The 13712-nt window shown below is 26.3% G+C and carries 18 protein-coding genes; 10 read left to right on the top strand and 8 right to left on the bottom strand.

The features are described 5' to 3' along the window. Positions 1 to 142 precede the first annotated feature (142 nt). A complete protein-coding gene (locus tag ACTCCZ_RS05675; RefSeq protein WP_079578229.1) occupies positions 143 to 553 on the bottom strand; it encodes a YchJ family protein in 411 nt (136 codons plus the stop codon). Between the two features lie 98 nt (positions 554 to 651). Continuing rightward, complete coding sequence (locus ACTCCZ_RS05670; protein WP_079578228.1) at positions 652 to 897, bottom strand: ComEA family DNA-binding protein; 246 nt, start codon at positions 895 to 897, stop codon at positions 652 to 654. 301 nt (positions 898 to 1198) lie between these two features. Here ACTCCZ_RS05670 and ACTCCZ_RS05665 point away from each other — a divergent pair, with 301 nt between their 5' ends. Continuing rightward, positions 1199 to 1594 carry a hypothetical protein gene (locus ACTCCZ_RS05665; RefSeq protein ID WP_079578227.1) on the top strand — a complete coding sequence of 132 codons (396 nt, stop codon included), beginning with the start codon at positions 1199 to 1201 and terminating at the stop codon, positions 1592 to 1594. An 11-nt stretch (positions 1595 to 1605) separates the two neighbouring features. On the opposite strand, the gene ung is transcribed toward ACTCCZ_RS05665, so the two are convergent. Then, complete coding sequence (gene ung, locus ACTCCZ_RS05660) at positions 1606 to 2256, bottom strand: uracil-DNA glycosylase (protein WP_079578226.1); 651 nt, start codon at positions 2254 to 2256, stop codon at positions 1606 to 1608. An 83-nt stretch (positions 2257 to 2339) separates the two neighbouring features. Between ung and ACTCCZ_RS05655 the strand changes: the two genes are divergently transcribed. From ACTCCZ_RS05655 to ACTCCZ_RS05630, 6 genes are all read left to right on the top strand, one after another. Continuing rightward, positions 2340 to 2930, top strand: a complete 591-nt coding sequence (locus ACTCCZ_RS05655; RefSeq protein ID WP_079578225.1) for a LemA family protein — start codon at positions 2340 to 2342, stop codon at positions 2928 to 2930. Beyond that, the gene (locus ACTCCZ_RS05650; protein WP_079578224.1) at positions 2931 to 3794 is read left to right on the top strand and encodes a TPM domain-containing protein; all 864 of its coding nucleotides are present in this window, start codon (positions 2931 to 2933) and stop codon (positions 3792 to 3794) included. It begins immediately after the preceding gene. After that, on the top strand, positions 3794 to 4405 hold the full coding sequence (locus ACTCCZ_RS05645; RefSeq protein ID WP_079578223.1) for a TPM domain-containing protein: 612 nt from the start codon (positions 3794 to 3796) through the stop codon (positions 4403 to 4405). The genes ACTCCZ_RS05650 and ACTCCZ_RS05645 overlap by 1 nt, the downstream gene beginning before the upstream one ends. After that, positions 4402 to 5052, top strand: a complete 651-nt coding sequence (locus ACTCCZ_RS05640; RefSeq protein ID WP_079578222.1) for an HAD family hydrolase — start codon at positions 4402 to 4404, stop codon at positions 5050 to 5052. The genes ACTCCZ_RS05645 and ACTCCZ_RS05640 overlap by 4 nt, the downstream gene beginning before the upstream one ends. Positions 5053 to 5139: 87 nt before the next feature. Continuing rightward, positions 5140 to 5574 carry a MarR family winged helix-turn-helix transcriptional regulator gene (locus tag ACTCCZ_RS05635; RefSeq protein ID WP_079578221.1) on the top strand — a complete coding sequence of 145 codons (435 nt, stop codon included), beginning with the start codon at positions 5140 to 5142 and terminating at the stop codon, positions 5572 to 5574. After that, positions 5571 to 6728, top strand: coding sequence for a multidrug effflux MFS transporter (locus ACTCCZ_RS05630; RefSeq protein ID WP_079578220.1), 1158 nt, complete (start codon positions 5571 to 5573; stop codon positions 6726 to 6728). The genes ACTCCZ_RS05635 and ACTCCZ_RS05630 overlap by 4 nt, the downstream gene beginning before the upstream one ends. Positions 6729 to 6753: 25 nt before the next feature. Here ACTCCZ_RS05630 and ACTCCZ_RS05625 read toward each other — a convergent pair whose 3' ends face one another. From ACTCCZ_RS05625 to ACTCCZ_RS05605, 5 genes are all read right to left on the bottom strand, one after another. Continuing rightward, positions 6754 to 7152 (bottom strand): hypothetical protein, encoded by a 399-nt coding sequence (locus ACTCCZ_RS05625; protein ID WP_079578219.1) that lies wholly within the window; start codon positions 7150 to 7152, stop codon positions 6754 to 6756. A 108-nt stretch (positions 7153 to 7260) separates the two neighbouring features. After that, positions 7261 to 7629 carry an RNA polymerase-binding protein DksA gene (gene dksA / locus ACTCCZ_RS05620; protein ID WP_079578218.1) on the bottom strand — a complete coding sequence of 123 codons (369 nt, stop codon included), beginning with the start codon at positions 7627 to 7629 and terminating at the stop codon, positions 7261 to 7263. A gap of 173 nt (positions 7630 to 7802) precedes the next feature. Continuing rightward, positions 7803 to 9092, bottom strand: coding sequence for an FAD-binding domain-containing protein (locus ACTCCZ_RS05615; RefSeq protein ID WP_079578217.1), 1290 nt, complete (start codon positions 9090 to 9092; stop codon positions 7803 to 7805). A gap of 58 nt (positions 9093 to 9150) precedes the next feature. After that, on the bottom strand, positions 9151 to 10380 hold the full coding sequence (locus tag ACTCCZ_RS05610) for a BaiN/RdsA family NAD(P)/FAD-dependent oxidoreductase (protein WP_079578216.1): 1230 nt from the start codon (positions 10378 to 10380) through the stop codon (positions 9151 to 9153). A gap of 1 nt (position 10381) precedes the next feature. Then, positions 10382 to 10702, bottom strand: a complete 321-nt coding sequence (locus ACTCCZ_RS05605) for a cupin domain-containing protein (protein ID WP_079578215.1) — start codon at positions 10700 to 10702, stop codon at positions 10382 to 10384. A 348-nt stretch (positions 10703 to 11050) separates the two neighbouring features. Between ACTCCZ_RS05605 and ACTCCZ_RS05600 the strand changes: the two genes are divergently transcribed. Genes ACTCCZ_RS05600 through cysK form a run of 3 tightly spaced genes read left to right on the top strand, consistent with a single transcriptional unit; the run spans position 11051 to position 13694 of the window. After that, entirely contained in the window at positions 11051 to 12322 is a 1272-nt protein-coding gene (locus ACTCCZ_RS05600; RefSeq protein ID WP_079578214.1) for an O-acetylhomoserine aminocarboxypropyltransferase/cysteine synthase family protein, read from the top strand. An 8-nt stretch (positions 12323 to 12330) separates the two neighbouring features. Further along, positions 12331 to 12744, top strand: coding sequence for an RrF2 family transcriptional regulator (locus ACTCCZ_RS05595; protein ID WP_079578213.1), 414 nt, complete (start codon positions 12331 to 12333; stop codon positions 12742 to 12744). Between the two features lie 17 nt (positions 12745 to 12761). Beyond that, the gene (gene cysK, locus ACTCCZ_RS05590) at positions 12762 to 13694 is read left to right on the top strand and encodes a cysteine synthase A (protein WP_079578212.1); all 933 of its coding nucleotides are present in this window, start codon (positions 12762 to 12764) and stop codon (positions 13692 to 13694) included. Positions 13695 to 13712 lie beyond the last annotated feature (18 nt).

Genomic DNA, 13712 nt, shown 5'->3' with positions numbered 1-13712 from the left:
TACATAAAAATGAGTACTTCAAAAATCAAACATTGGCAAGAAAGAATATCTCTTGCAATGTTCTTTTAAAATTCAGTGTTAATAAACTATTGCCTTTTTAAAATTACCTTTCAATTTAAGCTATTCTTTATAGGATTGCTTTTTATAAAAATATTCCATCTACATAATACCATTTGCCATCTACTTTTAAAAATCTACTTTTTTCTGTAAATGAAGCATCTAAGTTATTTTGATATAAAGTAGCTTTAAACGTAACAAAACTCTCTTCTTTACCATCAATACTTTCTAAAATTTCGCAATTTTGAAAATCAGTATAAGAACAAAAATTTAAAATATCATTTTGCCATCTTTTTCTATTTTGAGTAAATTCAGGGTTATTAAAATGAGTAGTATCAATAATATAGTCAATTTTACATAAAGCAAAAGCACTATATCTTGAACGCATTAGCTCCAATGCAGTCTTTGCAGGTTTACCATCATGAAGCTCTTTACAGCATTTTTTATATTTTTTATCACTTCCACATATGCATTTAGAATTTATTGATATTTTCAAAGGTATCCTTGTGAATTAATATAAACATTATTCTATCACAAGTTATTTAAATTATAAAAGTTATACAAAAGTAAAACTACTTTTGTATAACTTGAATCTTATTTTGAGTTATATTCCTTGCTATTTTTTATTTTTAAAACAAGTTTATCTCCAAAACCTCTAATCTTTTTTAAATCACTAAGATCATTTATTTTATTTGATTTTCTATAATCAATAACTGCTTGAGCTTTTTTCTCACCAATTCCTTTTATAGACATTAACTCTTGTTTACTTGCAGTATTAAAATCCATACTTGCTAACATAAAAGCAAAAGATAACAACAAACCTAAAAATATTTTTTTCATAATTTCCCCTTTATAAAAATAATAAATTTAATTATATCATAATAATATTAAAAATTATTGTTAAAGCTTTTTTTTATCTTTTACCTTTTTGATATTTTTATTTGGTTTTTTATAAAGTGTATTTGAAAATATTAACTCAAGTGCATAGTATGTAAGTGGTATTGTCATAATACTAATAAATATTATATATACTAAATCTATTTTTTATCCTTTTTAAAATTTAAAGTATTGATTATACTTTATTCTTTTATAATTTAGCCAAAATTATGTATTATATAAATATAAATTTTAAGGAGAGTGTATGAATGAAATGAAATTATCACTAGAACTTTTCTCAGCAGGAGTTTCTATAATAATAGTAGTAGCTATATTCATAAAAGTTTTTCAATACAAACAGAAGTTAGATGTTTTAAAAGAGTTAGATAGAAGAAAAGATATGTTCAAACTAACAAAAGAGGATAAACAGTATATTGCTTCAAACTTAAAAGAGTACAAAGAAAAACTTGTTAAAGTTGAGGGCTTGACTAGATTACTATTCCCAATTCTTATAACAATTGGTGCTATACTTTTTTTAATTTTTTCTTTTGAAGAGACTTTAATTCACTTAAATGTAATTGTTGTTGCATATATTTATCTTCAAATACATAGAATTCATACAAGAAATTATACTAAATTCTTAGAAGAATTAAGTAAATAATTGCTGTATATTTACCATGAAATAGTTTGTTTATTTATACTTTTTAATATTTCATTTGTTTTGCTAAAGTGCTTGCATCCAAAAAAGCCTCTATATGCAGATAAAGGACTTGGATGTGGGGCAGTTAGTATGTGATGCTTTGAAGCATCAATTAATTTAGTTTTTGAAATAGCAGGTGCTCCCCAAAGTAAAAATATAACATCTTTACAATTCTCATTTATATGTTTTATAATATTATCTGTAAAAATCTCCCAGCCTAATTTATGATGTGATTTTGGTTTTGATTTTTCAACCGTTAAAATTGTATTTAAAAGCAATACTCCTTGTTTTGCCCAAGAAGTCAAATCTCCATCTTTACAAATTGAATCATTTTGTAAATCTTCTTTAATCTCTCTTAGTATATTTACCATTGAAGGAGGATTTTTAATATTACTTGGAGTTGAAAAAGCTAAACCTTGTGCTTGTTTTTCTCCATGATATGGGTCTTGTCCCAAAATTACTACTTTTAAATCATCAAAATTTGTTAGAGAAAAAGCTTTGAATATACTCTTTTTTTCTGGAAAAACTATTGTTGTTTTATACCTTTTATCTATTTGTTCTTCTAACTTTTTATAATAATCTTTACTCATTTCATCATCAATTATTTCTTTCCAAGAGTTCATTTTTCTCCTTAACAATAACTATTCATTCTTTATTAATAATAATTTAAATACTATATCATAATTAAAAAAAACGAAGGTTTAAAATGAAATCATTTTTTATAGCAATTGGAGTAATTTTATTAGCTGTTTTTATAATAATTGCAACAAATGTTAACAATATTCCAAGATTAGATGAGAATGTAAAAGCATCTTGGTCTCAAGTACAAAATCAATATAAAAGAAGAGCTGATTTAATTCCAAACTTAGTATCAACTGTAAAAGCTTATGCAAGTCATGAAAAATCAACTTTACAAGAGGTTACAAAAGCAAGATCAAATGTGGGAAAACTTAATATTTCTAAAGATATGCTATCAAATCCACAACTATTTGAGCAGTTTCAAAAAGCGCAAAGCAGTCTAAGTTCAGCTCTTTCAAGGCTTATATTAGTAGTGGAAAAATATCCTAATTTAAAAGCAAATAAAAACTTCTTAGCTCTTCAATCACAACTTGAGGGAACAGAAAATAGAATTTCTGTTGCAAGAAGAGATTATATACAAACAGTAAAAGAGTACAATACAGAACTTAGAACTTATCCAGGTAAGTTTGTTGCTGCAATTTTATATCCAGAAGCAAAGATAAAACAAACATTTGTAGCCTCACCAAATGAACAAGAAGTACCAAAAGTAGAATTTTAAATGAAGAACTTTATTTATTGTTTTATCTTAGCATTTTTTATTTTTACTAGTAATTTATTGGCACAAGCTAATTTTCCCTCTCTTACAGGAAGAGTAGTTGATAATGCACAAATATTAACTACTTCCCAAATAAAAAATTTAACTACTATATTAAAAATGCATGAAGATCAAACATCAAATCAAATAGTTATTTTAACTTTAAAAAATCTTGATGGTTATGAAATTGCAGATTATGGTTACCAAATTGCTAGATATTGGGAACTTGGTCAAAAAGATAAAAACAATGGTGTTTTACTACTTGTTTCTTTAGATGATAGAAAACTAAGAATTGAAGTTGGATATGGTCTTGAGGGTGTGTTAACTGATAAAATTTCCCATGAAATAATAGAGTATACTATTAAACCAGAATTTAAAAAAGGCAATTACTATCAAGGAATTTCCAAAGGGGTAACAGCTATTATAAAAAGTATAAAAGGTGAATATAAAAAAAATAGTTTACCTCAAACTTATAAAGATGAATCTTTTATCTCACTTTTGCCTTTTGAGTTTTTAGGATTTATTACACTATTTATTTTTGTTTTCTTACCAAGAATAATAAGATTAATAGGGTTTTCTTTATTGTTTGGTTTTTTAAGTGGTATTTTTGCACTACTTATAACAAATAGTGGCATTGTATTTTTTATAGTTTTTCTAATTGTATCTATTACATTATTTATAAAATTTAAAAACGCTTCTTTTACAAATAGCTCTTCTTATAGTAGTGGATCAAGTTTTAGCGGTTCTTCAAGTTTTGGTAGTTCTTCAAGTAGCTTTAGTGGCGGTGGAGGTAGTTTTGGTGGCGGTGGAGCCAGTGGGAGTTGGTAATGTATTTAAATGAAAATGAAAAGAAGTTAATTTCTCAAGAGATTGAGAATCTAGAAAAAAAAAGTTCAGTAGAATTAGTAGCAGTTATTACTAAAAACTCATCAATGTATAAATATGAAAAAGTATTAACAGCTTTAGTAATTACAACAATAGTTTCAATTATTGCACTGTTTTTTAGTATAAACACTATTATTTTTTTTCAATTACAGCTTGTAGTTTTTACTCTTATTTATAGTCTGTTTTATTATTTTGAAGATTTAATTTTATATTTTATTCCAAAAAAGTATAAACATCAAAAAGCTTCATATAAAGCAAATAAAGAGTTTGGAAATCTTGGGATAAGAAACACAAAAACAAAACAAGGTATAATGTTTTTTGTATCAATAGATGAAAAATATGTTGAAATAATAACAGATAAACACATAAAAGAAAAAATAGATAATAAGTATTGGGAAGATATTATAAATGATTTTATAAAAGATGTTAAAAACAATGAACTATCAAAAGGCTATCTAAAAGCAATTAATTCATGCTCTAAAACTCTAATAAATAAATTTCCAATTCAAAAAAATGATATAAATGAACTTAGCAATGAGGTAAGAGAATTATGAAAAATAATAAAGCAATTATATTTGATTTAGATGGAACACTTATTGATTCTGTATTAGATATTGCATTATGTATGAACGAAGTGTTAAAAGAGTTAAATCTTAAAAGTTATGAAATAGAAGAGTACAACTATTTTTTAGGTGGAGGAATTGATGTATTAGTAAATAATGTTTTAAAAAATCCATCAAAAGAGTTGAGACAAACAGTTAGTAAAAAATTTCAAGAAGTTTATGAAACTACTTTACACTCTAATACAAAAGCTTATGAAGGAGTTTGTGAATTACTACAAGAGCTTCAAAATCAAGATTTCAACATAGGAGTTTTATCAAATAAACCTCATAAATTTACTCAAGGTTATGTTGAAAAAATATTTAAAGAATTCAATCTAAAAGAAGTTCATGGACAAAAAGAGCATATTCCTAAAAAACCTGATCCAACTGCTGCTATAAATATAGCAAAAAGTTTTAATGTGCCCTGCCAAGACACTTATTTTGTAGGAGATACAAAAGTAGATATGCAAACTGCAAACAATGCAAATATGATAAGTATTGGTGTACTTTGGGGATTTAGAGATGAAGAAGAATTAAGACAATATGGTGCTAAGTATATTGTAAAAGAGCCTTTAGATATTTTAAGTATTATCAAATAAAACTATTTGATAATACTTAGCAGAAAATTTTAAACTCTTTAAAAGGTTGCATATGCAATAGTTGCAAATGCAACATAAGGAGTGAAAATGCATAATAGACTTGAAAACTCTCTTGGCTTTAAAATAAGTCAAACAGCAAATAGACTAAATTATCAATTTGTTCAATTATTAACACAATATGATATTGCTCCAGAACAAAGAGCAACACTTGAAATAATAAGTAATGATAATGAAGTTAGCCAAACAAAAATTGCATCAATTTTAGGAAAAAATAAAACTACAATTTGTAGATCATTAAACTCACTAGAAAAAAAAGGTTTAATAATAAGAGATTGTCAAATAAAAGATAAAAGGGTAAATATAATAAAACTTACACAAAAAGGCAAAGATGTGCTTCAAGCAAGTCAAAATTGTGTAATTGAGTTTAGAAAAAAGATAAACTCTAATTTAACAAAAGAAGAGATAAATAAATTATTTGAACTTTTAAATAAAGTATCAAATACTATCAAGGAGGATTTTTGAGAAAATCAATAGGTCATATATATTTAATTATTTTATTAGCCGTTTTATCTTCAGTTGCACCTATTGCAATAGATACATATATACCATCAATACCAACAATAGCAACTGACTTTAACGTAAGTATAGAAAAAATAGAATTAACATTATCAATATTTTTAATAGGTTTTTCAATTGGTCAAATTTTTGGAGGAACTTTTTCTGATAGAATTGGAAGAAGAAAATCTTCAATCATAGGTCTTATAGGATTTAGTTTTTTTAGCTTTTTAATAATTTTAAGTTCATCAGTATATGAATTATGGATATTTAGATTTTTTGAAGCATTTTTTGGCGGTTTTGTAGTTGTAAATGCAAATGCTGTTGTAAGGGATTTATTTCATGGAAAAGAAGCTGCTAAAATATTTTCATTAATTGGTACAGTAAGAAGTATTGCTCCCCTTGCAGCTCCTGCAATTGGCTCATTTATAATACATTTTTATTCATGGAAAGCAGTATTTGTATTTTTATGTGTATACTCTCTTTTAGTTGCTTTATGGGTTTATAAAGATTTAAATGAAACTTTTACATATACCAATCAAAAAGTAATAGAATCATACAAAGCTGTCTTAAAAAATAAAATGGCTATGAAAGCCATGCTTACTTTAGCAATTTGTTTTTCAGGTTTTTTTATTTTAGTTGCAAAATCATCATTTATATATATTGAATACTTTAATATCTCAACTGATTACTTTCCATTTTTCTTTGGAATTAACTTTTTGGTATTAATGGCAATGATTAGAGTAAATGTGATGCTTTTAAAATATTTTACACAATTAGAATTGATTAAATATACAATAATTATTCAAATAGTTGCTGGGATACTATTGATGACTTTAGCTCAAGGAATATCAATTATTACTACAGTTATTTTAATTGCTACATATATGAGTATGATGGCATTTATTTTTGGTAATTCAACAGCACTTGCAATGGAGCATTTTTCTAAAAATGCTGGAGTTGCATCATCTGTTATTGGAGTATTACAGTTTGGATTAGGAGCAATGATTTCTTCCATTGCTTTGATGTTTCATACACAAACATTTATGCCAATTGGAGCTAGTATTGCAACTATTTCATTAGTTGCTTATTTAATTATTCGTACATATAAATTTAAGTAAAGAGTTTATTCTCTTTACTTAAGACTTACTCTACTCCTATTTGAAAAAACTTCTCATCTACTTTTTCATATTTAGCAATAGAACAAGTTATTTTTATTGCATTATCATAATCTTTAAATTCTTGTATAAAAAAATCTTGTAATTTTTTAGCATCTGCACTTCTAAAGATAAAATAACCAAGAATACTAGTTCCTCTAGAACCTGCTTTTTCTATACCAAAACTATCAAACTTCCAGTCAATACCTTTTGCAAAGAAAAATACCTCTTCAATTCTTCTAATAAGCTCTTCTCTTACACTACTATTATACTCTTTTAAGTGCACATAAAAAGCTACATTTGTATTAAATTGTTGTTGTACTAATTTTTTCTCACTTTTGGTTATAGGCTCACTTGAAATTTCAAAATTCTCTTTTTCTATATTCATTATTTCTCCCTTAAGCTACAAGTAATCTTATAATTATATACAAGAAATATAATTAAAAGCTTTATATATAAAGCTTTTGTCTATTTAAAGTAAAATTGCTCTTTATAATTAATTTTTATTATCTATATAGCTTCTACAATCAATACAATATCTTGCATGGGGTTTAACCCTTAATCTTTTAATTGTAATTTCACTATCACACATATCACAAAGTCCTGTATATTCACCTTTTTCTATTTTCTTTAATGATTTGTTAATTAATTCTAACTCTTTTAGTTGTTGCTGTTTTATATGAATATCTGTAGAATAATCTCTGCTAGCTGCTGCAAAGTCTGCATCATCATTTAAGTCCAAAGTATTTAGTGTCTCATGCTCTGTATCCATAGTTTTTAATGTTTTTTCAATTTTTTCTTTATTTTGAACTAATAAAACTTTTATCTCTTCAACTTGTTTTTGATTTAAAACTCTTCCTGCCATAACACATCCTAAAAATTTTCGCGAATTATACTTAAATGCAACTGTGTTGCAGGTAAATTTAAGACTATTTTTAGTTAAAATTTATTTTTAAACACTAATAATATAATTTAAAGTTATATTATTAGCCTATTATAATAAAGTTATTTTTGTATTTATAATCTAACTATAAGTTATTATTGAGAATTATTTTTAATATAATAAACTTCTTCTTTAACCTCATCAGCCATTTTCTTATAATCAAAGTTTGGTTCTTGTTCTTCTTTATTTAACCATTTATTTATATAAACTCTTCCATTATATTGTTTAGATTGCCTAATTACATCAAAAACTCTATAAGTTTTATCGTTTCCAACAAATGCTTGATATGCAATATTTCCATAATTTGAAGCAGGATTATAATCAATTAAATAGCTTTCAAAAAAAGCTGCAACAATTCTAAAATCTATCCCTAAAGTTTTAATAAGATAGTTTGCTAAAAGCTGTCTATTTCTATTACTTAACCAACCTGTTGATTTTAACTCCACGATACTTGCATCTATTATATCAATATGTGTGTTTGCATTAATAAAATTATTTATTAAACTTTTAGTTGTTTTAAAATTATAATCTTTATCTTGCAAAGCTTTTTTTAAAAATAGTGCATTTTTTGAATAATACATAACTAAATGAAAAAAATCTCTCCACAATAATTCAAAATATATCCAATAAGAAGATTCACTTTCAAAACTTCTTTGTTCTTCTTGCTTTAATTCATGATAAATAGTTCTTGCACTAATAGCACCAACACTTAAATATGCTGAAAATTTTGTTGAATTATCAAAACCTAACATTTCATTTCTTGTTTTTTTATAAGAGTGAATATACTGCATATAGTGTTTAACTCTTTTTAATGCTTCAGATTCCCCTGCTTTAAATTTTATTGCAAAGTTTGGCATTTTTAGATCAACTATTTCTACTTGCTTTGTTTCAAACTCTATTGATTTGACTTTTCTTGGATTTTTTAAAGGTGCTAAAATCTTTTGTTTTTGTGCTTTTTTTCTAAAATGACTAAAGCTTTTTGTATAATCAAAATAAAATGGCTCAATCATGGTTTGATTAAAAAAGCTTTTATGTTTATATTTTCTTAAAATATTTTCAAACTCTTTTTCATATGTTCCAACTTCTTCATCAAAATATATCTTGATTTCATACTGTTTACTTAACTTTTCTAATGCAATTTGTATATCATCAACTATTGATAAATTAACTCCATAATTAGTTAAGTCTTCTTGTAAGTTTAATAAAGTCTCATTTATAAAATTTTGTCTATATATTTGACAAGCTTTAAAATTATAGTTTTCACCTTTTGTAATTTGTGTACTATATAAACCTAAAACTACACTATTGTATTTTGTTGCATTATATAAAGCATAATTATCTTTTACTCTTAGATTATTTCTAAATATTACTATTGCTATTTTCATAACAATAGTATATTTAAGAGTTTAGTTTTTTAATATAGTTTTTATGTAAGATAAAATACTAAAGTTTTGCAAGAGATTTTCCAGCTAAGTATCCACTTGCCCAAGCAAAATGAAGGTTATAACCCCCTCTATTTCCAACTATATCTAAAACTTCTCCTGCAAAATATAGGTTTTTACAAATCTTACTCTCATATGTTTTATTATCAATCTCATCAGTTCTTACTCCTCCACCACTTGCTTCTGCATGCTTAAAACCTTGAGTATCTTCTATTTTAAATCTTAAGTTTGTTAAACTATTAACTATTGCTCTTATTTGTTTTGCATTTATATCTTTAGCTTTTAAATCTTTATCAATATTATTTAATTCAAGTAATACTAATGCTAATTTTCTTGATACAATACCACTTAAAGCTATATATGCATCACTATGTTTTAAAGTTTTAAATAGATTTTCTAAAGTTCCCAATAACTCATTTTTTGTAAGATTTGGGAAAAAATTAATAGAAATAGAAACATCTTGATATAAACTCAAAGGATAAACTGCATATTGAGATATATCTAAAATAGCAAATCCTGAAACTCCATATTTAGTAAAAAGAACATCTCCTGTAATCTCTTTTTCTTTTTGTTTATCTATATATAAAGATACAGTTGATTCTTTTTTTACTCCTTGTAGTTTACTTTTAAATTCAAAATTAGTATGCAAACCAACTAATGATGGATATGTAGGATTAAAACTATGTTTAAAATTTGTAGCAATTGATATACCATCTTCTGTTGAGTTTAATTGTGGTGCTGCTTGTAAACCACTACTTATAAGAACTTTATCATAGTTATCAAACTCTTTATTAAGTGATTGCAAAATAAACTTTTCATTGTTCTTTTTAATATCTACTATTTTTGTTTCTAATATTTGATTTATTCCTAAATTTATTAGTTCATTTTCAAGTAAGTTAACAACAGATTTAGCTTCATTTGATAAAGGATAAACTTTACAACTACTTTTTATATCTAAAATCAAGCCTATACTTTTACAAAAATTTTCAAAGGCTTTAAAGTCAAACTCTTTTAATGCTTGATTTATAAAACTTGGATTCTCTCCTATGTAATTATCTTGTGTAATAGAAGTATTTGAAATATTACATCTTCCATTTCCAGAAGCAAGTATTTTTTTTCCAATACCTTTATTTATATCAAATATATCAATATCTATTTTTTTATTTAATCTTTTTGCAGTAATTGCAGCTATAACTCCAGCTGCACCACCACCAATAATTGCTATTTTCAAATCAATCCTTGTAATAAATTGCTAACCAAATCGTTGGATTTTCTTCGCAAGTATATTTTACCCTATGTTTTTTATAAGACTCTATATTTATAAAATCACCTTTATTTAGCTCTATTTGTTCATCTTCAAACTCTATTATTGCATATCCATCTAAAAGTAATACAAACTCATTCTCTTCTTGTTCATACCAAAAATCTTTAGCACTTGCTTGTCCATTTGATACAATCTTTTCAATTTTTATATTTTTATTTTCAATTAAAGAGATAAATTGTTCTGCTTTTTTATCAATTTTTATATTTTCAAATAAATTTTCTATTTGCATTTTTATCCTTTATTGTTATAAGATTATAACAAATTAAACTAAATTTTCCACATATATAATCTATACTAATTTAATCAACTTTATTATTTTGACTTTTTTTTGAAATTTTTTAGCTGATATTTTTTTATCTTTTATTCATCTTTATTTATTTTATGATACTCTTTTAAACATACTATTTTTTGGTATCTAGAATAAGTTTATAAAAGTTTTTAAAACAAACTTGACTAAAATAATTGGCAATATTTTAAAGCCTTTATTACAAGCTTTTGATATAAACCCAATGATTTAACTTGACATTAAAAATGAAATAGTATAGAATTTCAACATAAAAATCAAAAAGGGAAGAAAATGCAAAAAGAGACAATTGCACTACATGCTGGATATGATAAAAAAGAAGGCTATGGATCAAGGAGTGTTCCAATAGCTCAAACAACAGCATATGCTTTTAGAGATTCAGAACATGCTGCAAACTTATTTGCACTAAAAGAGTTAGGTCCTATTTATGGAAGACTAACAAATCCAACATCGGATGTTTTAGAACAAAGATTTGCAGCTTTAGAAGGTGGTGCTGCTGCTATTAGTACAGCAAGCGGTCAAGCAGCTATTTTTTATGCCATTGTAAATGTAGCAGAAGCTGGAGATAATATTATCATTTCTGATAAACTTTATGGTGGAGCTGTTACTTTACTTGCTCATACACTTAAAAGATTTGGAATTGAAGCAAGAGTATTTAAAAGTAAAGATGCTAGTAATTTAGAAGAGCAAATAGATGATAAAACAAAAGCTATATTCTTTGAATCACTATCAAATCCACAAATTGCAATAACAGATGTTGAGAAAGTTGTAGAGATTGCAAAAAGAAATGGAGTTTTAACAGTTTGTGATAACACTGTTGCTACACCTGCACTATTTAACCCAATTGAATGGGGAGTTGATGTAGTTGTTCACTCAACTTCAAAATATGTAAATGGTCAAGGTACAGCAATTGGTGGAATGGTTGTTGAAAGAGATGGACTTGCAGAATTTTTTAAACAAAATGACAAAAGATACTATCACTTTACAACACCTGATGAGAGTTATCATGGATTAGTTTATACAGATGTTCCATTACCAAACTTTTGTTTAAGAATTAGACTTGCATTATTAAGAGATATTGGAGCAACACAATCTCCTCATAACTCTTGGCTTTTAATTCAAACATTAGAGACTTTAGCTTTAAGAGTTGATAAACACTCTGATAATGCACTTGAAGTTGCAAAATATTTAGAGTCTAATCCAAAAGTTAAAGCAGTAAACTATCCAGGTTTAGAATCAAACGAGCATCATGAAAAAGCTCAAAAATATTTTAAAGGTGGAAAAGCTTCTGGCCTTATATCTTTTGAAGCAGAAAGTTTTGAAGAAGCAAGAAAGATTATTGATAGTACAAAACTATTTAGTGTTGTAGTAAATATAGGTGATAGTAAATCACTTATTACACACCCAGCAAGTACAACTCACTCACAAATGAATGAGAAAGAGTTAATAGAAGCAGGAATTAATCCAGCAACAGTTAGATTAAGCATAGGTTTAGAAAATACAACTGATTTAATCGCTGATTTAGATCAGGCGATAAATAAGTAGGAAACTAAATGCCATTAATATCAACAAAGGGAGTATATGGTCTTATGGCCATGCATGAGTTAAGTAAACACAAAAAGGATACTCCCATGCAAATCAAAGAGATTTCAAAAAATGCACAAATTCCTCAAAACTACTTAGAACAACTTCTAGGTAAACTAAGACGAGCAGGATTAGTTAAAAGTATTAGAGGAGCAAAAGGTGGGTATGTTTTAGCCCAAAAGCCAGAAGAGATAAATATAGGTGAGATACTTTCAGTTTTAGAAGATGATTTAAAAATCATTGATCAAAGAAGTCAAAATCCTATATTAAATCTTTTCTTTGATGATGCGAAAGCAAATATGAAAAGATATTTTGATGTTAATCTTTCAAAGTTAGATGAATATCAAGAGAAATATAATCAATTTTTACACTATAGTATATAAATTACAAGGAGTTTATGATGAAATACGCAAAAAATGTTACAGAATTAATAGGAAATACACCTTTAGTACAACTTCAAGGTGCTAGTAAAAGAAGTGAAGCAACAGTTTTAGGTAAATGTGAATTTATGAATCCTACTCATTCTGTTAAAGATAGAATTGGAACAAACATGATTAAATCAGCACTTGAAAAAGGTTTAATTGATGAAAATACAACAGTAATTGAACCAACAAGTGGAAATACAGGTATTGCACTAGCTTCTGTTTGTGCAGGTCTTGGAATAAAATTAGTTCTTACAATGCCAAGTTCTATGAGTATTGAAAGAAGAAAGTTACTAAAAGCATTAGGTGCACAACTTGTATTAACTGAACCAGAAAAAGGAATGAAAGGTGCTGTTGATAAAGCAAATGAATTAAGTCAAGAAATAGAGAATTCATTTGTACCACAACAGTTTGCAAATGAAGCAAATCCAGAAATTCATAGACAAACAACAGCTAAAGAAATTTTAGAAGCAACAGATGGGAAAATTGATATTTTAGTAGCTGCAATTGGTACAGGTGGAACTATTACAGGAACAGGTGAAGTTTTAAAACAACACAATCCAAATATTCAAGTTATTGCAGTTGAGCCTGAAGCATCACCTGTATTAAGTGGAGGGAAACCAGGTCCTCATAAAATTCAAGGTATTGGTGCTGGATTTGTTCCAGATATATTAAATACAAAAGTATATGATGAAGTAATTCAAGTTTCAAATGAAGACTCAATTGAAGCTTCAAGAGCATTAGCAAAAGAAGAAGGTTTATTAATTGGAGTATCTGCTGGTGCAAATGTAAAAGTAGCTGAATTAGTTGCTTCAAGACCTGAGAATAAAGGTAAAACTATTGTTACAATTCTTTGTGATACAGGAGAAAGATACCTAAGCTCAGGACTATATGAATATGACGATGAGTAGAAATACTCATCCTCATAT

It is taken from the genome of Malaciobacter sp. (assembly GCF_055140965.1).
Note: the sequence above shows the minus strand (reverse complement) of the source record. Positions and strands in the feature narration are given on the sequence as shown.

Bases quoted from the DNA above. Each gene is read 5' to 3' on its own strand.
- dksA (WP_079578218.1), bottom strand. From the start codon at position 7,629: ATGGCAGGAAGAGTTTTAAATCAAAAACAAGTTGAAGAGATAAAAGTT.
- ung (WP_079578226.1), bottom strand. From the start codon at position 2,256: ATGAACTCTTGGAAAGAAATAATTGATGATGAAATGAGTAAAGATTAT.
- ACTCCZ_RS05665 (WP_079578227.1), top strand. From the start codon at position 1,199: ATGAATGAAATGAAATTATCACTAGAACTTTTCTCAGCAGGAGTTTCT.
- cysK (WP_079578212.1), top strand. From the start codon at position 12,762: ATGAAATACGCAAAAAATGTTACAGAATTAATAGGAAATACACCTTTA.
- ACTCCZ_RS05670 (WP_079578228.1), bottom strand. From the start codon at position 897: ATGAAAAAAATATTTTTAGGTTTGTTGTTATCTTTTGCTTTTATGTTA.
- ACTCCZ_RS05640 (WP_079578222.1), top strand. From the start codon at position 4,402: ATGAAAAATAATAAAGCAATTATATTTGATTTAGATGGAACACTTATT.
- ACTCCZ_RS05600 (WP_079578214.1), top strand. From the start codon at position 11,051: ATGCAAAAAGAGACAATTGCACTACATGCTGGATATGATAAAAAAGAA.
- ACTCCZ_RS05655 (WP_079578225.1), top strand. From the start codon at position 2,340: ATGAAATCATTTTTTATAGCAATTGGAGTAATTTTATTAGCTGTTTTT.
- ACTCCZ_RS05645 (WP_079578223.1), top strand. From the start codon at position 3,794: ATGTATTTAAATGAAAATGAAAAGAAGTTAATTTCTCAAGAGATTGAG.
- ACTCCZ_RS05595 (WP_079578213.1), top strand. From the start codon at position 12,331: ATGCCATTAATATCAACAAAGGGAGTATATGGTCTTATGGCCATGCAT.
- ACTCCZ_RS05650 (WP_079578224.1), top strand. From the start codon at position 2,931: ATGAAGAACTTTATTTATTGTTTTATCTTAGCATTTTTTATTTTTACT.
- ACTCCZ_RS05605 (WP_079578215.1), bottom strand. From the start codon at position 10,702: ATGCAAATAGAAAATTTATTTGAAAATATAAAAATTGATAAAAAAGCA.
- ACTCCZ_RS05615 (WP_079578217.1), bottom strand. From the start codon at position 9,092: ATGAAAATAGCAATAGTAATATTTAGAAATAATCTAAGAGTAAAAGAT.
- ACTCCZ_RS05635 (WP_079578221.1), top strand. From the start codon at position 5,140: ATGCATAATAGACTTGAAAACTCTCTTGGCTTTAAAATAAGTCAAACA.
- ACTCCZ_RS05625 (WP_079578219.1), bottom strand. From the start codon at position 7,152: ATGAATATAGAAAAAGAGAATTTTGAAATTTCAAGTGAGCCTATAACC.